The 19,980-nt window shown below is 54.8% G+C and carries 24 protein-coding genes and 2 riboswitches; of the genes, 9 read left to right on the top strand and 15 right to left on the bottom strand.

Going from position 1 to position 19,980, the window contains the following annotated elements:
• Window positions 1-16: 16 nt before the first annotated feature.
• Genes KNP86_RS07815 through KNP86_RS07805 form a run of 3 tightly spaced genes read right to left on the bottom strand, consistent with a single transcriptional unit; the run spans window position 17 to window position 2,663 of the window.
• Window positions 17-1,138, bottom strand: a complete 1,122-nt coding sequence (locus tag KNP86_RS07815; protein ID WP_214753599.1) for a threonine aldolase family protein — start codon at window positions 1,136-1,138, stop codon at window positions 17-19.
• Window positions 1,139-1,188: 50 nt separating this feature from the next.
• Entirely contained in the window at window positions 1,189-2,169 is a 981-nt protein-coding gene (locus KNP86_RS07810) for a zinc-binding dehydrogenase (RefSeq protein ID WP_214753597.1), read from the bottom strand.
• A 2-nt stretch (window positions 2,170-2,171) separates the two neighbouring features.
• Complete coding sequence (locus KNP86_RS07805; RefSeq protein ID WP_214753595.1) at window positions 2,172-2,663, bottom strand: lactoylglutathione lyase family protein; 492 nt, start codon at window positions 2,661-2,663, stop codon at window positions 2,172-2,174.
• A gap of 117 nt (window positions 2,664-2,780) precedes the next feature.
• Here KNP86_RS07805 and KNP86_RS07800 point away from each other — a divergent pair, with 117 nt between their 5' ends.
• The gene (locus tag KNP86_RS07800; protein ID WP_138858700.1) at window positions 2,781-3,086 is read left to right on the top strand and encodes a winged helix-turn-helix transcriptional regulator; all 306 of its coding nucleotides are present in this window, start codon (window positions 2,781-2,783) and stop codon (window positions 3,084-3,086) included.
• A gap of 28 nt (window positions 3,087-3,114) precedes the next feature.
• Here the strand turns inward: KNP86_RS07800 and KNP86_RS07795 are convergent, their stop codons facing one another.
• Window positions 3,115-3,495, bottom strand: a complete 381-nt coding sequence (locus tag KNP86_RS07795; protein ID WP_034779425.1) for a VOC family protein — start codon at window positions 3,493-3,495, stop codon at window positions 3,115-3,117.
• Between the two features lie 79 nt (window positions 3,496-3,574).
• Between KNP86_RS07795 and KNP86_RS07790 the strand changes: the two genes are divergently transcribed.
• On the top strand, window positions 3,575-4,060 hold the full coding sequence (locus tag KNP86_RS07790) for a GNAT family N-acetyltransferase (protein ID WP_214753593.1): 486 nt from the start codon (window positions 3,575-3,577) through the stop codon (window positions 4,058-4,060).
• A 9-nt stretch (window positions 4,061-4,069) separates the two neighbouring features.
• Here KNP86_RS07790 and KNP86_RS07785 read toward each other — a convergent pair whose 3' ends face one another.
• From KNP86_RS07785 to mtnK, 5 genes are read right to left on the bottom strand one after another with little or no spacing between them, the layout of a single operon-like run.
• The gene (locus KNP86_RS07785; protein ID WP_214753591.1) at window positions 4,070-5,071 is read right to left on the bottom strand and encodes an ABC transporter permease; all 1,002 of its coding nucleotides are present in this window, start codon (window positions 5,069-5,071) and stop codon (window positions 4,070-4,072) included.
• Window position 5,072: 1 nt separating this feature from the next.
• Window positions 5,073-6,446: a sugar ABC transporter ATP-binding protein gene (locus KNP86_RS07780; protein ID WP_214753589.1), complete on the bottom strand. Its 1,374-nt coding sequence runs from the start codon at window positions 6,444-6,446 to the stop codon at window positions 5,073-5,075.
• Window positions 6,446-7,522, bottom strand: a complete 1,077-nt coding sequence (locus KNP86_RS07775) for a sugar ABC transporter substrate-binding protein (protein ID WP_034779430.1) — start codon at window positions 7,520-7,522, stop codon at window positions 6,446-6,448. Before KNP86_RS07775 ends, KNP86_RS07780 begins: the two co-directional genes overlap by 1 nt.
• On the bottom strand, window positions 7,515-8,549 hold the full coding sequence (mtnA, locus tag KNP86_RS07770) for an S-methyl-5-thioribose-1-phosphate isomerase (protein WP_214753587.1): 1,035 nt from the start codon (window positions 8,547-8,549) through the stop codon (window positions 7,515-7,517). Before mtnA ends, KNP86_RS07775 begins: the two co-directional genes overlap by 8 nt.
• The gene (gene mtnK / locus KNP86_RS07765) at window positions 8,546-9,700 is read right to left on the bottom strand and encodes an S-methyl-5-thioribose kinase (RefSeq protein WP_214753585.1); all 1,155 of its coding nucleotides are present in this window, start codon (window positions 9,698-9,700) and stop codon (window positions 8,546-8,548) included. Before mtnK ends, mtnA begins: the two co-directional genes overlap by 4 nt.
• An 81-nt stretch (window positions 9,701-9,781) precedes the next feature.
• Window positions 9,782-9,884: riboswitch (SAM riboswitch) on the bottom strand.
• A 205-nt stretch (window positions 9,885-10,089) separates the two neighbouring features.
• Window positions 10,090-10,191, top strand: a riboswitch (SAM riboswitch).
• Between the two features lie 70 nt (window positions 10,192-10,261).
• Here mtnK and KNP86_RS07760 point away from each other — a divergent pair.
• From KNP86_RS07760 to KNP86_RS07745, 4 genes are read left to right on the top strand one after another with little or no spacing between them, the layout of a single operon-like run.
• Window positions 10,262-11,419, top strand: coding sequence for a 2,3-diketo-5-methylthiopentyl-1-phosphate enolase (locus KNP86_RS07760; protein WP_214753583.1), 1,158 nt, complete (start codon window positions 10,262-10,264; stop codon window positions 11,417-11,419).
• Window positions 11,416-12,066, top strand: coding sequence for a 2-hydroxy-3-keto-5-methylthiopentenyl-1-phosphate phosphatase (locus tag KNP86_RS07755; RefSeq protein WP_214753581.1), 651 nt, complete (start codon window positions 11,416-11,418; stop codon window positions 12,064-12,066). Before KNP86_RS07760 ends, KNP86_RS07755 begins: the two co-directional genes overlap by 4 nt.
• The gene (locus KNP86_RS07750; protein ID WP_214753579.1) at window positions 12,063-12,680 is read left to right on the top strand and encodes a methylthioribulose 1-phosphate dehydratase; all 618 of its coding nucleotides are present in this window, start codon (window positions 12,063-12,065) and stop codon (window positions 12,678-12,680) included. Before KNP86_RS07755 ends, KNP86_RS07750 begins: the two co-directional genes overlap by 4 nt.
• Window positions 12,681-12,693: 13 nt before the next feature.
• A complete protein-coding gene (locus KNP86_RS07745) occupies window positions 12,694-13,227 on the top strand; it encodes a 1,2-dihydroxy-3-keto-5-methylthiopentene dioxygenase (protein WP_021066014.1) in 534 nt (177 codons plus the stop codon).
• Window positions 13,228-13,263: 36 nt separating this feature from the next.
• Here the strand turns inward: KNP86_RS07745 and KNP86_RS07740 are convergent, their stop codons facing one another.
• Window positions 13,264-14,097 (bottom strand): TerC family protein, encoded by an 834-nt coding sequence (locus KNP86_RS07740; protein ID WP_034779447.1) that lies wholly within the window; start codon window positions 14,095-14,097, stop codon window positions 13,264-13,266.
• Between the two features lie 256 nt (window positions 14,098-14,353).
• Between KNP86_RS07740 and folE2 the strand changes: the two genes are divergently transcribed.
• On the top strand, window positions 14,354-15,262 hold the full coding sequence (folE2, locus tag KNP86_RS07735) for a GTP cyclohydrolase FolE2 (RefSeq protein ID WP_021066012.1): 909 nt from the start codon (window positions 14,354-14,356) through the stop codon (window positions 15,260-15,262).
• A gap of 37 nt (window positions 15,263-15,299) precedes the next feature.
• Here the strand turns inward: folE2 and KNP86_RS07730 are convergent, their stop codons facing one another.
• The 4 genes from KNP86_RS07730 to pta all read right to left on the bottom strand — a co-directional run bounded on the left by KNP86_RS07730 (window position 15,300) and on the right by pta (window position 17,587).
• On the bottom strand, window positions 15,300-15,467 hold the full coding sequence (locus KNP86_RS07730; protein ID WP_200881507.1) for a hypothetical protein: 168 nt from the start codon (window positions 15,465-15,467) through the stop codon (window positions 15,300-15,302).
• Window positions 15,464-15,763, bottom strand: a complete 300-nt coding sequence (locus KNP86_RS07725; protein WP_034779449.1) for a rhodanese-like domain-containing protein — start codon at window positions 15,761-15,763, stop codon at window positions 15,464-15,466. The genes KNP86_RS07730 and KNP86_RS07725 overlap by 4 nt, the downstream gene beginning before the upstream one ends.
• A 36-nt stretch (window positions 15,764-15,799) precedes the next feature.
• Window positions 15,800-16,519, bottom strand: coding sequence for a DUF2711 family protein (locus KNP86_RS07720; protein WP_214753577.1), 720 nt, complete (start codon window positions 16,517-16,519; stop codon window positions 15,800-15,802).
• A 78-nt stretch (window positions 16,520-16,597) separates the two neighbouring features.
• Window positions 16,598-17,587: a phosphate acetyltransferase gene (gene pta, locus KNP86_RS07715; RefSeq protein ID WP_034779454.1), complete on the bottom strand. Its 990-nt coding sequence runs from the start codon at window positions 17,585-17,587 to the stop codon at window positions 16,598-16,600.
• Window positions 17,588-17,925: 338 nt separating this feature from the next.
• Between pta and hemQ the strand changes: the two genes are divergently transcribed.
• Window positions 17,926-18,705 carry a hydrogen peroxide-dependent heme synthase gene (gene hemQ / locus KNP86_RS07710; RefSeq protein WP_034779456.1) on the top strand — a complete coding sequence of 260 codons (780 nt, stop codon included), beginning with the start codon at window positions 17,926-17,928 and terminating at the stop codon, window positions 18,703-18,705.
• Between the two features lie 77 nt (window positions 18,706-18,782).
• A complete protein-coding gene (locus tag KNP86_RS07705) occupies window positions 18,783-18,929 on the top strand; it encodes a hypothetical protein (protein WP_021066006.1) in 147 nt (48 codons plus the stop codon).
• Window positions 18,930-18,943: 14 nt separating this feature from the next.
• Here KNP86_RS07705 and KNP86_RS07700 read toward each other — a convergent pair whose 3' ends face one another.
• Entirely contained in the window at window positions 18,944-19,879 is a 936-nt protein-coding gene (locus tag KNP86_RS07700) for an ATP-grasp domain-containing protein (RefSeq protein WP_214753576.1), read from the bottom strand.
• Window positions 19,880-19,980 lie beyond the last annotated feature (101 nt).

Raw genomic sequence — 19,980 nt, 5'->3', positions numbered from 1 at the left:
ATGGGGTTAATGATTCTCACTCTTCCTCTCTATTTTTGTCCGCACTCGAAACATCGTTCCTCGATGGGAGGTTGTTATTGTTGATGGAAAGTACCTCGAACAATCTGTCGAGCCGCGCCGTGTCAACCTCTAAAAAGCCGTCACCGATACTAATCTCGGTCGAACAATAGCCGTTATGCGGCACGACATAACCGGTGATGCCGATTCCTGTCTCCGTCTGGACACGTTCGATCCAACTTGAAACAGCTTCCGTACTGCCGTTCATATGAAGATGGAACATGTTCGTCACTGGCACGTCCGGTGTCGTCCACACCCCGTCAAGCGCATTGAAGCGGTGTGCGAGAGCTTTGGCTTGTTCGACATACGTCCCCATCTTGTCTTTCCGTAGCTCATAGTAATAGTCGGCCGGGATGATGTATGGATATAGTCCAATCAAATCACCGCCGTACCGACGTTTCCATATTCTCGCCTCGTCACAGAACGGTTTCGGTCCGGCCAAGATAGCCCCGGCAATACCGCCGATTCCTTTATAGAAAGAGACGTAGACGCTATCGAACAGCGCGCATACGTCCTCCGCCGTCTTCCCATAATACGGGAGCGTCTCGAGGAGGCGTGCTCCGTCGAGATGCAGACGAATCCCCCGCTCCCGGCAATACTGACTGATTGTCTCAAGCTCTTTAAACGGGGGCAAATAGCCCCCGAGTTCCCGTTGCGGCAACTCGATCAACAGGCAAGCGACGTCCGGTAACGCCCTCACTTCGTCGAGCGTCATCAACCGGTCGTCGTCCCCAATTAAAATCGGTTCGAGGTGATGCAACTCCTTCAACCCGTCCTGTTCGTGAATCTCCAAGTGACAGAGCGGATGATAGGCGACGTTTCGATTTTCGGTCTCGTCCGCCCAAATCCGTAAGGCGATTTGTTGTGCCATCGTGCCGCTCGGGAAGAAAATCGCATCCTCCATGCCCAGTTCTTGCGCCATTTTTTGCTCGAAGCGCGCGATGACCTCGCCCGTCCCGTAGTGGTCGCTCGCCTGATTCGGGTCGACCTCGGCGAACGCCTGCTGCAACACGCCGACGGTCCGTTTCCCGTGACCGCTCAGTTGATACGACGTCTGTTGATATGATGTCCGTAAATCCATGTCATTCCCTCCACAAGAAGCCCCCTGCCTACAGACAGGAGGCTCCCAAGTTAGTCGCGCATGCGGACGATTAATTTGCCGCGCACTTTGCGTGTTTGTAGCTGTTCCAAACCATCTTTTAACCGTTCGAACGGCAAGACGTCCGTGACGAGGTCGTTCAATTCACCCGCCTCGAGCAGCTTCATCATCTCTTCGGCCATATACGACAAGTTACGGATGGCCCGCTCGTTCTCACTCGCATGGGCCGCACCAAGGGCGACTTCATGAATCGACGGTGACAGCGTGAACCCTTTCATGTTCGACATGTCAGGTGGACCGGCGATATAAGCGAGCTGTCCACTGAATGCGAGCCGGTCGAGATCGGCCGTCGCCACATCGCGTCCGACCGTGTTCAAAATCAGGTCGACACCGCGACCGTCTGTCAGTTCCATGATTTTCTCCGTCACGTCCTCGACGTTGTAGTCGATGGCGACATCGGCACCGAGTGATGTGACCCAGTCAAAGTTTTCCGGCGATGCGGTCGTGAACACTTTAAGCCCAAGTTTTTTGGCGAGTTGAATCGCGTAACCACCGACTCCTCCCGCTCCGGCGTGGACGAGAATCGTCTCTTTGTCGCGCGTGTTCAACTTCTGCATGATAGCCTCATACGCTGTCATGCCGGCACAGAGGATGGCCGCAGCGGCCTCGTCGCTCACTTCCGGCGGAACGACGGCGCAAGCACGCGCATCGACGACCGCATACTCGGCGAAGCCGCCGTTGTTTCCAAGACTCGTATGGACGGCGACACGTGAACCGGTAATGATATTGGCGATGCTCGAACCGACTTCGACGACTTCCCCGACGAGGTCGACGCCGAGAATGTGTGGGTACGACCAGTTCGGGTTGCCGTTCGTGCCGACTTTATAGTCGACCGGGTTCAACGCGACCGCTTCGACTTTGATGAGCAGTTCGCCCGCATCTGGTGTCGGCCGCTCCACCTCACCGATGTGTAGATATTCTAATCCAGGTTGATCAAGTAGCCAAGCCTTCATGCTCAATACGCTCCTTCCGAATACGTCAGTTCATAGGAATGCGAGTAGATTTCGACGAGGTTGCCGAACGGGTCTTCACAATACACCATCCGGTACGGTTTATCGTCCGGGTAATATTCCCGGATTGGCATCCGTTGTTTTCCGCCATGGGCGACGATTTTCTCAACGAGCCCTTCGATGTCCGGGTCTTGAACACAATAGTGGAAAATACCCGTCTTCCAAAACTCGAAATTATTCTCCGGCTTCTCATTGTTTGGGAACTCGAACAGCTCGATGCCAATCTTATCACCCGTCGACATGTGGGCGATTCTGAAGCTGCCCCAGCCCGGTCCGAATACGTCCGTGCACATGACACCGATCGGCGAGTCGTCCTCGACGACGTCCGATGGTTGCATGATGGTGTACCAGCCCATCACGTCCTCATAAAATTTAACTGCTTCGGTCACACTCGGGACCGATAGCCCGATATGTGAGAATGTACGTGGATATGTCACTGTCATCCGCTCCTTTTTGTTTGCTCAATTTGATGGATAACGATACGATACCTTCATCGAAGCAATAAAAAAAGTACGCACATTCAAGTAACTACCCGAAAGCGAGGCGAATTGAACATGACGACCCCGTTCCCCGTCAATAAGGCGCTCGACATCATCGGCGGTAAATGGCGGCCTCAAGTGTACTGTACGCTCGAGAACGGCCCGCGCCGCTTCTCGGAGATTCAGCGCGCCATCCCTGACGTCAGCCGTAAAGTGTTGACCGACCAACTCCGTGAACTCGAACAACTTGGCATGGTCCGCCGCATCGACTATTCGACCGAGAAACAGCTTCACGTCGAATACTCGCTCACCGAGGACGCACTCAGCCTGCAACCAGCCATGAAGGCGCTCTGCTCTTGGGGCGAGACACACGACGAATAAACCCGCGCCGAATCCGGCGCGGGTTTTGTCATGCCGCGAATAGGCTGATCAGGTTTCCGTCCGGGTCGATGACGATGGCGTAACGTTGTCCCCAAAACGCATCCCACGGTTCGCGGTGCGAGGCATGGCCTTGCCCGACGATCGCTTCATAGCGCGCATCCAGTTCATCCCGACTGTCGCACAAGAAGGCGAGTTCGACCCGGTGCCCCGTCGCCGGTTTCCATTCCCCATACACCGACTCCGCCACTTCGACCGTATCGAAGGCGAGCCGGACACCGCCATCATCGATTTCGACGTGCGCTTCCCCATCCATCGCTTCCGGGATCGACAGGCCGAGCAAACGGTAAAAATCGAGCGCCCGTTTCATGTCTTCGACGACGATGCCAATCATATCTAGCTTGATTCCCATGTGATCACCTCATTTTCCAAGTTGGTGGTGCTATGATGAGTGTAGCACTACATCCTGCTCGTGAAACGAGGAAATTCAAATGACCCATCAATTCGCTGTCCTGACCCAGCCACAGGCGGAAACGATCGCCTACACGTGGCATTACGAAGGCGATTATGCGTTTTACAATATGGAGGCCGATCAGGACGATTTGGCCGAATTTTTAGACGCCGAACAGCGCGGACAGTCGGTGTTCGCCATCACCTCAGACGAGGAATTGGTCGGCTTCGTGAGCGTCGCGCAAGCGGATGCCGAGACGGTCGATATCGGGCTCGGCATGAAGCCCGATTTGACCGGGAACGGGAGCGGACGAGCGTTCGTCACATCGATTCTCGACTTCGTCAAAGCGACGTACTCACCTCATCGCATCACCTTGTCCGTCGCCGCCTTCAACGTGCGGGCAATCCGTGTCTATGAGTCGTGCGGGTTCACGCAGACCGGTTCGTTTCCACAACCGACGAACGGGAGCACGTTCACTTTCATCCAAATGGAACGTCAAGAAAGTCCTCAGAACCAACCGTTCTGAGGACTTTTCCTATGTGAGCTGTTTCTTTTGGATGTATGACAAGCCGAGCGCCGCAATCAAAATCACCCCTTTGACGATGTCTTGGGCGTAATACGGCACGTCCCACATCGTCAGCCCGTTCAGCAAAATCCCAATCAAGATGGCACCAATCAACGTACCGACGACGTTCGGTCGCCCGGTCCCGAAGACGGCGTAGCCGATATAGGCGGCCGCGACGGCGTCCATGAGGAGCGGTGCTCCGGCCGATACTTGTCCGGTACCGATGCGCGACGCCAAAATGATGCCGCCGATGGCCGCGAACAGACCGCTCAACACGTACGCGTACAGTTTGATCCGTGTGACGGCGATGCCGGAGCGGCGGGCCGCCTCGACGTTCGAGCCGACGTAATAAAATTCGCGTCCCGTCTTCGAATACGTCAAAAATAGATGGGCTCCGGCGAAGAAGAGAATCATCAAGATGGCGACGAATGGAACGGGACCAATCGAGCCTTGGCCGATGAAGAGGAACGACGGGATGAATCGTCCCGGTGCCGTCCCTCCTTCAATCGGCATGTTGTCGTAGATTGAAAAACCTTTCGTATACGTCAATTGGACCCCGTTGATGACGTACATGATGGCGAGCGTCGCGAGCAAATCCGGTAACCGGAACTTGATCGTCACGAGCGCGTTCAACAGCCCGACGAGCACGCCGAGGGCAATCGGGACGAGCAAAGCGACGAGCAGTTCTTGACTATGTAACACGAGACTCGACGCCGCCCCGATTGTCGCGAGGCTCGCCGTCGAGCCGACCGATAAGTCGAATCCGCCGACGATGAGCGAGAACGTCACCCCGAGGGCGAGAAGCGAGACGATTGACACGGACTTGATGATGTCGCTGAAGTTCGCGTACGTCAGAAACTGGTCGTTCGTCACTCCGAAGACAGCGATAAGTGCGAGAATCGCGAATAGCGTCCCATATTGACCAATTCCGCTGAAGCGTTTCGTACGTTGTTTTAAGACGAGTTGGGCCATGTTAGGCGCCTCCTTTCTGTTGCCAACGGCCGCGGTCGAGCCAGAGCGTCCGGTTGGCGACCAATTCTAGTTCGTGCGGTTCACTCGAGGTGAAAATGACGGTTTTCCCGTCTTTGGCGAGACGCGTGACTAGTTCATAAATATCCCGTTTCGCCGTCACGTCGACGCCTTTCGTCGGTTCGTCTAGCAAATAGACGTCCCGGTCCTCGAGGAGCCATTTGCTGAGGACGACTTTTTGTTGATTCCCCCCGCTCAGCTCTCGGACCGGTTGCCCGACCTGGTCGTATCTCACTCGCAGCGAGGCCAAGACGCGTGTGACCGCGTTCGCCTTCCCTTCAATCGCGAGGACGTTCCGTTCAATCGAATCGTCGAGGAAAAGCCCCTGTTTCCGGCGTTCTTCCGGTACGAGGGCGAACCCGGACCGGACCGCCTGACGTGGTTCACGAATCTTGATTGGTTTCCCCTCCAACGTCACTTGTTGTTCGACACCGGAGAGACCGAATAGCGCCTCGATCAACTCCGTCTTCCCGCTCCCAGTGACGCCGCCGATGCCGACGACTTCACCTTTATACGCCGTGAACGAAAGCTTCGTCCCGAACGTCGGTAACGTGAGCTCTGCCTGAATCCGCATCTCGGTTTCCGGAACGGCTTTCGCTACCGCTTCTGCCATGTCGGATCCGCTCAAATACGTATGGATCTCCTGTTCTGACAATGCCTGAAATGGCCCTTCGTAAGCGATGCGCCCGTCCCGGAGGAACGTCGTCGTCGTGGTGACGCGCGACAGTTCGTCCGACCGGTGCGTGATGAGAAGAATGCCGACACCGTCCTCTGCGAGCGACTGCAGTAATTTGAGCAGTGACGTCGCATCATCTGTCGACAGTGCGGCCGTCGGTTCGTCGAGCAAGAGGTAAGCCGCATCACTCGCGAGCGCCCGGGCAATCAAGACACGTTGCTTGACGCTGAGCGGGAATCGTCCGACCGGTTCGGTCACATCAAGATCCAGTCCGACGCGCTCCAAGTAGGTGGCCGCTCGCTGTTTTAGCTCACGAGGACGAATCCGTTCGACCGCCTGCCACGGCACGACGTTTTCATAAATCGGTAAATCGAGATAGAGGGCGTCATCGACTTCTTGCGACACCGTGATGATCCCACGGCGTATCGCCTCGGCCGGTGTGAATGTGACCGGTGTCTCATCGAGCTCGATCGTCCCGGATGTGGGGGTGATGGCGCCACTCAACAGCTTCACGAGCGTGCTCTTTCCGGCCCCGTTCAATCCAAGCAAGCCATGAATCTCGCCACGTCGGAGCGTGAAGTTGACATCGTCGAGCACGGTGACGTCGCCATAACGTTTCGTGACGCGTTCCAGCCGTAACATCAGTCCGTCCCTTTCATCCAGTCCGACCAGGCCGCGTCTGACGCGCCCCAGTTCGGGACGTATTGGCCGAGGTCGTCCATCGTCACTTTTTCGTCCGGCAAGACGTCACGGTCGACGAGATACGGATCGACCGAATGAATCGACGGCGTCTCTTCACCCGCCAGTTTTTGATACGCGTAACGGACTTGGATCCGTCCGATTTCAGCCGGATCCGTCGCCGCCGTCACTTTCCACGGGCTGCCGTCCTCTTGCATGAGTTGAAGGTCTTCGTCACTCAAATCGATGCCATAGACGGCGATTTCATCGCGTCCGGCCTGTTTGATGGCACGGCTCGCCCCTTTGGCGAACTCGTCCCACATCGCGAATACGGCATCAATCTCGCCTTCCGGATACTTCTTCAAGATCGCTTCCATCTGGCTCTGTGTGTCGAGCGCCGTATTGTTCGTCGCCGAACCGAACTTGGCGACTTCCGTGATGCCTGGGTAGCGTTTCAAGAACGCATCATAAATCGTGTGGCGTCGTTCCATCGGTGTGAAGCCACCGACCCAAATCGTGACGATTTTGCCTTCGCCGTCCAAATCTTCGGCCAGTGCCTTGAGCGAACGCCAAGCGAGCGAATAGTCGTCCTGGTCGATGACCGTCACCCCGTCGTTCGTCAAATCATTGTCGAACGCGACGACTTTGATGCCTTTGTCGAGTGCGCGTTGGACCGGTTCTTTCAATGCATCGGCGCGGCCATGGTCAATCAAGATGACATCGACGCCTTGCGTCGTCGCCGTGTCGACGTAACTCGCCATCTTCGACAGATCGTTGTCGGCGTTGTACACTTTCACGTTGCCGCCGAACGATTCGACTTGTTCCGTCACCCCATTGATATACTGCGACGAGAACGTCCCGATCGACATCTGCATGATGAGGGCGACATCGATATCTTTTGGCAACGTCCCGTTCGAGACCGAGACGGGTTTCGTCTCTGCCGTCTTCTCGGCCGGCTTCGATGGGGCCGCTTGCTCGTTCGTGCAACCGACGAGCGCCAAGACGAATGTGAATAACAAAATCAAGAGTTTTTTAGACATGAATCGTTCCCCCTACATGATGTGTGATGGCGGCCTCTGTCGGTTCGAACACACCCGCCTCGGTGATGAGTCCGGTGATGAGATCGGGCGTCGTGACGTCGAACGCCGGATTGAAGACGGTGATGCCGACGGGCGCCGTCGGTTGACCACCGATATGTGTGACTTCTGACGGGTTCCGCTCCTCGATTTCAATCGTGTCATCCGCCGTCAAATCGAACGTCGAATGCGGCGCAGCGACGTAGAACGGAATGCCGTAATGCTTGGCGAGGACGGCGAGCTGCAACGTCCCGATTTTATTGGCGACGTGCCCCGTCCGTGTGATGCGGTCGGCTCCGACGATGATGGCATCGACTCGTTTCGACTGAATCGTCCAAGCCGCCATATTGTCGGTGATGAGCGTCACGTCGATATCGGCCCGGTCGAGCTCCCAGACGGTGAGGCGTGCCCCTTGCAGGAGCGGCCGCGTCTCACAGGCGAAGACGTTGAAGGATACACCGCGTTCTTTTCCGACGTAAAACGGGGCGAGCGCCGTCCCGTAACGCGATGTCGCGATGGCACCGGCGTTGCAGGTCGTCAACACGTTCCCCCCGGCCGGCAACACCGTCAGTGCATGCTCGCCGATGGCCCGGTACGTATCGACGTCCCGGTCGTACAAAGCGATGGCGCGGCGTTTGATTTCCTCGGCAATCGCCTCGAAGTCGTCCCCGACATTTAAATCAAGGAGCGATTCGATCACGTTTTGCAGATTGACCGCTGTCGGCCGGGTCGCGATCAAGCGGCGTCCGACGAGGTCGAGCCGACGCGTAAAGTCCGGATCGTCGACTAACCGGCCCGCCTCTTTGGCGAGGACGAACGCCCCGAAGTATGCGATGGCCGGGGCGCCGCGGACTTGGAGCGTCTCGATGGCATGTTCGGCCTGTTCGAGCGTCTCAATCGTCACGTACCGCTCTTCATGCGGCAACAACGTCTGATCCAATACGATGAGTTCGTCTGTCTGTGAATGGAAACGGATGTTTTGAACCGTCATACGCGCACCCCCGACAGGAGTGTCACCAAGTCGTCAATCGATTCGACGCTGTGGCGTTCTTTAATGAGCGCCGTCCCGAGGGCGAGCGCGTCACGTTTTCGTTCGAGCCGCGTCGCTTCCGGCAACGTCTCGAGATCGGCGACACCGGCCAGTCCGACGGCACGGCGAATGAGTTCGCAACCGGCGTAGCCGATCGTGTCGCTGAAAATCGTCCGCAACAACTCGTCGACGAAACCAATCGTGTTGAACGGCTCGACGGCGCGTTCAAAATTGGCCCGAAACGTCTTCTCGAACGTCTCCCACACCGTCAAGACGTCCGTGAAACGCTCGAAGCGTTTGAGCGGGTCATGGAACGTCGACAGCGTCAAATGGGCGATGATTTGGCCGAGGTCGAAGCCGAACGGTCCGTAAAACGCGAACTCTGGATCGATGATTTTCGTCTCTTGTTGAGTCGCGAAGATGCTGCCCGTATGTAGGTCTCCGTGCAGGAGTGCCTCATGTTTCGTGACAAAGCCGACTTTCAGTTTCGTCACCTCGACTTTGAGCGCTTGGTCTTGCCAAAGGCGTTCGACATCTTCTCGCAGCGCCGTCTCGATGTTGTTCGACTCCGCGTCTTTGAACGGGTCGGTAAAGATGAGTTTCTCGGTGATGTCACACAGTTCCGGGTTGTAATAGTCACGTTCAATCCGCTTCTTCGCGATCGGCCCGGCCGCGTAATCCGACGTCGCGAACAGCGTCTCGCCTAAAAATTCACCGACATGGCGGGCAAGTTCAGGATACGTTTTCCCTTCCAAATAGCCAGTCCGAACGATCTCAAAATCTGACAGGTCCTCTAAAATCGTGTAGGCGAGCGGGCGGTCACTGCCAAGCACGACTGGCACGAAACGAGGGACGACGTTGGCGAATTCGCGCAACGCCAACTGCTCGATCCACGCCCGTTCAAGTGTGAGCGGCCAACTTTCGCCGACGACTTTCGCATATGGGAGCGCTTGTTTGACGATGAGACTCGTTTCGCCTTGTCGGATGCGGAAAACGAGGTTCAAATTGCCGTCCCCGATCTCCTCGCAATGCGTGATGCCTCCGTCTTCGATTAACCCCAACGTTTTCACATGCTCGACGACGGTCTGTTCTGTAAATGGTTGATATGACATAATGTTTTCCCCTTCCTGTACGTTGCCCATAAAAAAAGCCCCTTTCTCCGCGAGAAAGAGGCACAGCCAAACTGGTTGTTCCTCTCATCTGTCAGACATTCGTCTGGTGGATGTAGCACCGTGCCTAGTGGTCGGTTGCTGCGGCGTCATCGGGCCAATTCCCTCTGCCAACTCGCGATAAGAGTGGTTTATTCGATTCGGTGAACTTATGTGCTGAATATTACGGACTCGACGTCACGATTGTCAACGGCAATTTCCCGATGCAACTTCGTCTTTTTTTGTGCATATATGGAAACAACTTTCCAAAATATTTTTTTTGGAAAAAAAGGAATTGACGATGTGACGATTCTGTGCAAAAATTCAATTAAATTTCACAACTTCAAATCACATTCTTATCAAGAGCAGACGGAGGGACAAGCCCGATGATGTCGCAGCAACCGACCAGAGATGGCACGGTGCTAATTCTTGCAGCGTAAGCTGAGAGATAAGAGTTCATTTTTTTTATGATGACCTCTTGCCTCGGCATGGGGTCATTTTTGTTTGCCTGGAAGGAGGAACCATATGAGTATCACTGCCACATATGAAATCAAACGGACGGACGCGGTCGCGACCGTCGCCAACAAGATCGCCCTCGAGCTGACCGTCGGCACATGGACGGACTTGCCTCACTTAGAGCAAGAGCAGTTACAGGCGTTCCGAGGTGAGGTCGTATCAACCACACATACGGACACGACGAGCCGCTTCACGATCCGCTATCCGTTACATAATGTCAGCCCTGACTTTTCATCCATCTTGACGACGACGTTCGGGAAACTGTCCCTCGATGATTCGGTCCGATTAATCGATTTGACGTTGCCGGAGACGCTCGCCTCTGATTTCAAAGGCGCCAAGTTCGGTGTCGACGGGATTCGTGAGTTGCTCGGCGTTCAGGATCGCCCGCTCGTCATGAGCATCTTCAAAGGCGTCATCGGCCGTGACCTCGCGTTTCTCGAGCAGCAACTCCGCGATCAGTTCGCCGGTGGCATCGATATCGTCAAAGACGACGAGATTTTATACGACAACCCGCTCACCCCGTCGCTTGAACGGGCCCGGATCGGAGCGGACGTCATTCAAGCCCACTTCGAGGCGACCGGGAAACGCGTCCTGTACGCCATCACGCTGAGCGGCCCCGTGTTCGGTCTGCGTGACCAGGCGCTCCGTCTCATCGAGGCCGGTGCGACGGCGCTCCTGTTCAACGTCTATACGTACGGTCTCGACGCACTGCGCGAACTCGCGAACGATCCGGATATCCACGTCCCGATCTTGGCACATCCGGCCTTTGCCGGCGCCTTGACCGGATCAATCAGTCATTCGCTTTTGCTCGGTAAACTCCCTCGCCTCGCCGGGGGCGATTTGACGCTCTTCCCGTCACCGTACGGCTCACTTGCGACACCGCGCGACGAGGCGTTCGTGATTCGTGACCAGAGTGCCGAACCACATTGGTCGAAGCCGATTTTGCCGGTCCCGTCCGCGGGGATTCATCCGGGACTCGTCGCCGATATCATTCGGGACTTCGGGACGGATGTCGTCATCAACGCCGGCGGTGGCATTCACGGTCATCCGGACGGTGCAGCCGCCGGGGCTCGTGCGTTCCGACAAGCCATCGCTCACGTACTCGGTCAAACCGAAGGGCAGACGGACGAGCTCGATACCGCGTTGAAGGCGTGGGCGTCACGATGACGGCCCATATCCTCTGCGACTTTGACGGGACGATTACGGCGGAAGACAATATCATCGCGTTGATGAAGGCGTTCGCCCCGCCGGCTTGGGTCGAGTTGAAAGACGCGGTCCTCGAGCAACGGATTTCCATCCGATCCGGGGTCGGTCAAATGTTTCGACTGTTGCCGAGCGAGGCCGCCCCGGCTTACCGTGATTATTTGTTGGAGCGCATCACGCTCCGCCAAGGGTTCCCGGCATTTTTAGAAGAAGTTCGGGTCCATGGCTGGAAGTTTGACGTCGTCAGCGGCGGGATGGACTTCTTCGTGCAACCGGTCTTGGACGGGCATGTCGCCCCCGAGCATATCTACTGCAACGTCGCCGACTTCTCCGCTGAGACGGTCACCGTCGCTTGGCCGCACGCTTGCGATGAACAATGTACGAACGATTGCGGCTGTTGCAAGCCGACGCTCGCTCGCCGCCTTGTCAATCCCGCCGATCGCTTGATCGTCATCGGCGACTCGGTGACCGACTTCGAGGTCGCGAAGCGTGCCGACTTTGTCTACGCCCGAGGTCAACTCATCACGCTCTGCGAAGACGCAGGCATCCGTTACGCCCCGTTCGAGACGTTTGACGACATCACCCATCACTTGAAGGAGGTTGCCGTATGATCCTTGCCGCACGTTGGCTCGAACTGGCCGACATTAAAGACGAACTCGCCGCCCGCGACTGGTTCCCCGGAACGAGTGGGAATTTGGCGATTCGCGTTTCCGACGATCCGCTCGAATTTCTCGTCACGGCGAGCGGACGCGATAAACGAAAACGAACACCGGAAGACTTTGTTCACGTCGATGCGGCCGGACGCTTGATTGGCGAACAAAACGGTCGTCCATCCGCCGAGACGCTACTTCACGTCGAAGTGTTCAATCGGACGGACGCGACGTGTTCGCTCCACGTCCATACAGTCGACAATAATGTCATCTCCGAGCTCCATGCCGCCACCGGCGAAGTCGTCTTCACCGGCCAAGAGATCATCAAGGCGCTCGGCTTCTGGGACGAGGATGCGGTCGTCCGCGTACCGATTATCGAGAACCATGCGGACATCCCGACGCTCGCAGCCGCCTTCGCCCCTCATATCCGGGCAAACGCCGGCGCCGTCCTCATCCGCAATCACGGCATCACCGTCTGGGGCGAGACCCCGGCCGCGGCCAAACGTTATTTAGAGGCTTACGAGTTCTTGTTCAGCTATACGTTAAAACTACGCGCCCTAGGCGTCCATTCATAAGGAGGAACCAACCATGGCAACTGTCTATTTCCAACAAACCGAAGAACGTTACGTCGATCAAACTGAAGTGAGTGCCTTTTTAGAGTCACGCGGGATTTTATATGAGCAGTGGGATATCACAAAGCTCCCGGAAAACCTGCAAGAGAACTATCAGTTGACGGACGAGGACAAACAAGCGATCTTGTCGACGTTCCGTGACGAGATTCGTGACGTGTCGGAGCGCCGTGGCTATGAGACGGCAGACGTCATCTCGTTGTCGGATGCGACGCCGAACTTGGACGAACTGCTCGTCAACTTCCAAAAGGAACATCATCACACAGATGACGAGGTCCGCTTCATCGTCAGTGGCCATGGCATCTTCGCCATCGATGACGCCGAGCGCGGCTACTTCAACATCGAGCTTAACCCGGGTGACCTCATCTCGGTGCCGGTGAACACACGCCACTACTTCACGCTCCAAGACGACCGCAAAGTCGTCGCCGTCCGCATCTTTGTGACGACCGAGGGATGGGTGCCGATTTACGAGAAACAAGACGTGACAGCATGAAAAATGGTCTCTCGCCCAAAGGCGAGAGACCATTTTTTAATGTTTGGCAGCGGCTGTCGGTTTTGAAGAGAACCAACCCCATGCCGCGATCCCGACCATGACCGACCAGAAGAACACGGTCCACGCCGTCGAGTGGACGAATCCGTCCGGAAGACCCATGAATTCGAACGGTGTGCCGGCAATCAATTTCTTGAAGCCAGGGTGTTCGAGGACGAGCACCGTCAACTTCACGCCGACCCAGCCGACGATGATGAAAGCAGCTGTTTCGAGTGATGGGCGTTGATGCAACAACTTGACGAAAATACGTGCGGCGAAACGCATCAAGATGACCCCGATGAGTCCACCTGTCAAGACGACGAAGAACTGACCAGAGTCGATGCCGCCGATCTCACCGAGCCCGAGTGGCGGCAAGCTGACCGCGAGCGCGACTGCTGCGAGAATCGAATCGACCGCGAAGGCGATATCGGCGAACTCGACTTTAGCAACCGTCCACCAGAACTCTTTCTTCGTGACCGGCTTCTCCGTGATGGCCGTCTCTTCTTTCGCCTCAGCGGCGAGGTCTTGTTTCGGATCCATCTTACGGGCCTTATAGGTCATATACAGATGCCGCGCACTCATCCCGATCAAATAAAGCGCACCGAGCGCCTGGACTTGCCAGACGTTGATCAAGAACGAGATCAAGAACAAAGCGATGAAGCGGAAAACGAACGCTCCGAGTAATCCGTAAAATAGTGCCTTCTTCTGCTCTGTCCGTGGCAAGTGCTTGACCATGACCGCCAAGACGAGCGCGTTGTCTGCAGAAAGCAGCCCTTCAAGACCGACGAGTACGACGATGATCCAGGCGTACTGCAGGATTAACTGCCAATCCATTAAAACATCCCCTTTTTCTGTTGTGTTCCTTCATATTTAACAGTGATCTATATTTTAAGTTCACAGGAACATTTTATTCCCCATTTAGATTGAAATCAATCTTCTTTTCTTCAATTGCTGAAGTTTTTTCATTTGTGAGCACGTTCAAAGCATGTTCAAAGAGCAAAATGGTACCCGGTCGATGTACATTTCGTGATAAAATCCTAACAAGAACGAGTGGCAGTCATTTGCCCTCTCAAAAAAGGAGAATCCGATTATGTCTACAAGCCATGTCGCTTTACCTACTAAAGCAGAACGACATAAATTATTCGGTTCGGTCCCGCCGATCAAAGGCACGAAGCCAACTGAAAAAGATAAAATGGTCGATCTACAAAACACACCAAAAAACTTCTTGTTCGCGCTCGACAGCGTCGGCATCTCAAACGTCAAACACCCGGTCAACATCGAGACGCCAGACGGCATCCAAGCGACGGTCGCCACATTCGAGTTGACGACATCGCTCGTCCAAGACCGTAAAGGCATCAACATGTCGCGTCTCACAGAACAGCTCGACGCGTACCATACGCAAGGCTGGACGTTATCGAACCGCTCGCTCATCGAGTTCGCGCAAGAACTCGCCGAGCGCATGGAACAGACGGAAGGTCAATTGACGGTCCGTTACCCATGGTTCTTTAGCCGCAAAGCCCCGGCGACAGGTCTCAGCGGTCTTATGAACGCGGACGTCATGCACAACGTGACGTATAACTTAGAGACTGGTATGGCGAGCGTAACGGTCGGTCTTGTCATCAACGTGACAACACTTTGCCCATGCTCGAAAGAAATCAGTGAATACAGTGCCCACAACCAACGCGGCTACATCACGATTGAAGCTGGTCTCGATGAAGCATCGCTCGACGGTTTCGACTGGCGTCTCGCGCTTCTTGAGGCAGCTGAGTCGAACGCATCGGCCCCGCTTCACCCTGTCCTCAAACGTCCGGATGAGAAGCGTGCGACGGAAATCGCGTACGAGAACCCGCGTTTCGTTGAAGATATGGTCCGTTTGATCGCGGCTGACTTGTACGAAATGAAACAAGTCGTCAACTTCTTCGTCGAATGCCGCAACGAAGAGTCGATTCACCAACACGATGCGATCGCTTCGATCACATTCGATAAACGCGATAACTAAAAAACGAGTGAAGCCGCTGCGGGCTTCACTCGTTTTTCTATAGACTTTGGACGAGCCGAATCGTCAACATCATGACGATGACGATGATCCAGACCGCCCAGACGAGCCGCCACTTGTCCCCATCGACTCGCTTGACGAACGTATAGACGGTCAAATAAAGCGCGATCAACAGCGGGATGACGACCCATGGATTATCGAGCATCACGCTTCGACGTCACCGTCCCAAGCGAGCATGCCGCCCTCGACGTTGATGACCTTGTAGCCTGCTGACTCCAAATAATCACATGCCGTCACACTGCGGCCGCCTGAGCGACAGATAACGTGATAGACGTTGTCTTTCGCGAGCTTGTCCGTCACATCAGGAAATTCAGACAGCGGATAGAGCGGTACGTTCGGGATATGACCCGCATCGTACTCATCTTGTTCGCGGACGTCGATGATGTGGAGCGATTCGCCGTTCTCGAGTTTTTCACGTAATTCGGTTGCGTGGATGTTTTGCATGGTGGTTCCCCCTTCAAAGTGTTGTCCCTTACTAGTTTACCTCAGTTTCCGATGAAACAAACTCCAATTGATTGTCGTGTCGTCATCACAATAGAACCCTTCGATTTCGCACCGCTCGACCACCTGCTCGGCCCATGCTCGGCTGCCGCAAATCAACGTGAAATGGCTATCCCAAGGCGGTACGATGAGCCAATCATGTTGATGTCCAAAGAACGTCCGATGCCGCATCCCCCACGTATCGGAGGTTAGCGTCTCCCGAATGTTGATAAGATGCCGTTCCGTGCAGAACTCGTCCCCGCTCCACATCCACTCTTCTCCCATCTCAAGAAGTGCTCGTAACATCTGATTCTCTAAAAGATCAGACAGTTCCCCTTCGCCCGGTGGAAGTACGTTCTCGCGATCGCAAAATTCAATGATTCGATTCGCACCTTCTTGGTCTTCGGCGTGCGGTTTCAGCGCCCCAATCATCGTCCGAAGCGCATGATCGATGCGTTTGATGTCATCGAAACCAAGTCGGCGACGCATATCTGCCCATGTGATGGCCCGAAATTGCTGTTCGACCTCATTTTTATCCATCTCGACATAACGGTCAACCGCGGTCGGGTCGTCTTTTGGAACTAGAAACGGATGAAACACGACGAATACTGTTTCGAACACCCCTTCGTAATACGTTTTGATTGGATAATCATCTCCGCCACCGAACATGGCGTACCGATGCCCTTCCGGCAATGTGATGATACCTTCCACTTCATCCATTTCCTCGTCCCCCTTTTCCAATAGTTTACAATGGGACCACAAAAAAAGCATCCCCCGCTCAGGAAGGATGCTTTTGACTTACGCTTCGTTGCGCTCGTCGATCGCTTGTGCCGCTGTGATGAGCGTCAATTTATAGACGTCCTCTTCGTTACAGCCACGCGACAAGTCGTTGACTGGCTTGTTGAGACCTTGAAGGATCGGTCCGATCGCTTCGAATCCGCCGAAACGTTGAACCATCTTGTAGCCGATGTTTCCGGCTTCGAGGCTTGGGAAGACGAAGACGTTCGCATTTCCGGCTACTTCAGAGCCTGGTGCTTTCTTCGCCGCCACGCTCGGGACGAACGCCGCATCGAATTGAAGTTCGCCGTCGATTGGAAGGTTCGGTGCCTTCTCTTTGGCGAGACGTGTCGCTTCGATGACTTTCTCCGTCTCTGGCGACTTCGCTGAACCTTTTGTCGAGAAGCTGAGGAGCGCGACTTGCGGCTCGATGCCGAACGTCTTCGCTGTCAACGCTGACAAGTAGGCGTTTTCGGCGAGGTCAGCCGCGTCCGGTGCGATGTTGATCGCGCAGTCCGAGAAGACGTACTGCTCGTCGTCACGTACCATGATGAAGACGCCTGACGTCTTTTTGATGCCTGTTTGCATCTTGATGATTTGAAGGGCCGGACGAACCGTGTCGGCTGTCGCATGCATCGCGCCTGAGACGAGACCTTCTGCTTTTCCTGTGTGGACGAGCATCGTACCGAAGTAGTTCACGTCTGACGACAACAATTCACGTGCTTGTTCCGGTGTCGCTTTACCTTTACGGCGTTCGACGAACGACTCGACGAGTGTGTCGATGTCTTCGTACGTCGCTGGGTCGTATTGCGTCAAACCTGAGATGTCAAAGCCATGCTTCGCAGCGACCGCTTCAAGCTCAGCTTTTGGTCCGATGACGATTGGTTCGACCATGCCGTCATTCTTCAAACGAACAGCGGCGCCGAGGACGCGCTCGTCAACGCCTTCTGGGAAGACGATGGTCGGGCGAATCGGGCTGACTTTTTGTTTCAACGTGTCAAATAGTTTCATAGTGAATGAACTCCTTTTCGATTAGAAGAAATCGGATTTTTTCTCTCTCGGACGCTCTCGTCCATATGCGAGTTTTATTATACACAGTACGTTTTTTAAAATAAACTATTCTGCCCATTTCGTCATAAATCGCTTGAAATCAATCATTATATGGATAGAACAGTTTGTCGTTTTCGACTGATACAGCCCGTTGTGAAGCCGTTTTCATAAAAACTGCTCTTTACCTCTTTACCCAGCTCGAAGTGTGACTACCCTCACAACGGCGTCAAATTTGCCAGGCGGTGATTCGTGTATGGTAAAATAGTCAGCGAAGCCTAGTCTCGAAAGGAGTTTTTTTAATGTCAGAACGTCCAGCACCAACACCGACAACCGATACGCAACACGCAGCCGCCACGTTAGACGGTTGGTATACGCTCCATGATTTCCGATCCATCGATTGGACTCGTTTAAAAGCAGTCGATCCAACCGCCCGCCAAGAGATGATTGACGAGTTCGTCGCCTTCCTCGGCTCACTCGAAGATGTCGAGACACGCGGTGAAGGAAGCCACGCCTTCTATTCAATCCTTGGCCAAAAGGCGGACGTCGTCTTGATGGTCCTTCGTCCGACGTTCAAAGAGCTCGAGCAAGTCGAACTCGCCCTCCGCAAGACGAAATTGTACGATTATATGATTCCAAGCTATTCATACGTTTCCGTGATCGAACTCGGCATGTACCGTGGTTCAGGAGACGGTGACCCGTACGAGAACCCTCACATCCGGGCCCGCCTCTATCCGACACTCCCGAAAGCGGCCCACATCTGCTTCTACCCGATGAGCAAGGCTCGTCGCGATGGGGACAACTGGTACACGTTGTCGATGGATGAGCGCAAAGACCTCATGTATCGACACAGCATGATCGGCCGCAGCTATGCCGGTAAGATTCAACAGTTCATCGGCGGCTCGACTGGTTTCGACGGTTGGGAATGGGGCGTCACGTTGTTCGCGGAAGACTCGCTCCAATTCAAGAAGATCGTCTATGAGATGCGCTTTGACGAAGTCAGTGCCAAATATGGCGAGTTCGGTGACTTCTATGTCGGGAACATCCTTCCTAAAGAAGAACTGGGCACATTCCTCGGCTGAACGAGGTTTACGCCATCACGCCCTCGGGAATCATTGTTGTAGAAGCAACATTACAATGATCAATGAGGTGAACAACGATGCGCGTGTTCAAGGAATCAGATCGAGACACGGCGAAACGTTTAGATTCGTTCATTGAACGAATGGCACCGACGGCAGAACTAGTCCAACTTCGATTTGAACAGCAATTACAACATACACAGCGAAAGGGTCAGGCAAAAGCCTGACCCTTTCGCTATCTTTATTTAGTCGTGACCGTCAAGGCGTCCCCGAGGAATGTCGCGAGTTCGAGCATACCGTACTGCCCTGCTTTCGCTTCGGCGTCCGAGTTGTAGTTCGTGTTCGTGTTGACGTCATACGCGTACACGTTTCCATCCTCGTCTTCGATGATTTCAATTCCAGCAACGGCAATGTGATTGTTCTTCAGAAACGCCTCTAGCTGCTTGATAATCGGGTCGTCGAAACCAGAGACGATCTCGAACTTCGCCGGTGGCGTCTCGCCGACCGGGCAAAACTGGTCTTCAATCGAGCAGGCGTCGGCCGGGCAGAGTTCGAAGCCGTCTGACGTATCGACTCGTACCGCGTAAACGAACTTGCCCCCGATGAACTCACAGCGTGTGATGAACGGTTTCGGTGCCTCGATATATTGTTGGATGAGCGTAATCCCGTCAATCGATTCCTCGAACGTCGGTCCGTTCACGTATGCCTTCAACGCATCGATCGAATGGAACAGTTGGACACCGAGCCCTTTACCGGCCCGGTTGTGTTTCGTGATGAACGGCGTCATCCCGAGCTTCTCGGCCGCCTCGATGATTTGGGCTTTCCCGACGGCCGCAATCGTCTTCGGCACCCGAATTCCCTCTTGGCGGAGCGCCGTATATTGATTGACCTTGCTCACTTCGAGCCGAATCGCGCGTGTGCCGTTGAAGACGGTCCGTCCGTTCGCCTCGAGCCAAGCGAGCACACCTTCCGTCAACTCCGGCGCGTACCGGTGCCCCCGTGTGTGCGACGAAGCACTCATCCGGTTATAGAAGACGCCCTCTGGCGGCTCGGCCGCGATGTCGATGATGCCTTGATCGAGATGCCACAGCTCATATGGAAGTGATAATTCCTCGAGTCGTCGGACGAGATGGTCCGTCCATTCGTTGTTTTCGTGGAGTACGTGAATTTTGGCCATGTGAATCCCCCTTTTGATTGTCCTTACTTTACCATATCCATATCCGATTATTCCAATCTGCATAATCGACAGTGCGTTGATTCTTACTTCATAACCATTTC

The organism is Exiguobacterium sp. s16, assembly GCF_018618115.1.
Lineage (GTDB): Bacteria > Bacillota > Bacilli > Exiguobacteriales > Exiguobacteriaceae > Exiguobacterium > Exiguobacterium mexicanum_A.
The sequence above is the reverse complement of the archived record's forward strand: the minus strand, read 5'-3'. Positions and strand labels throughout refer to the sequence as shown.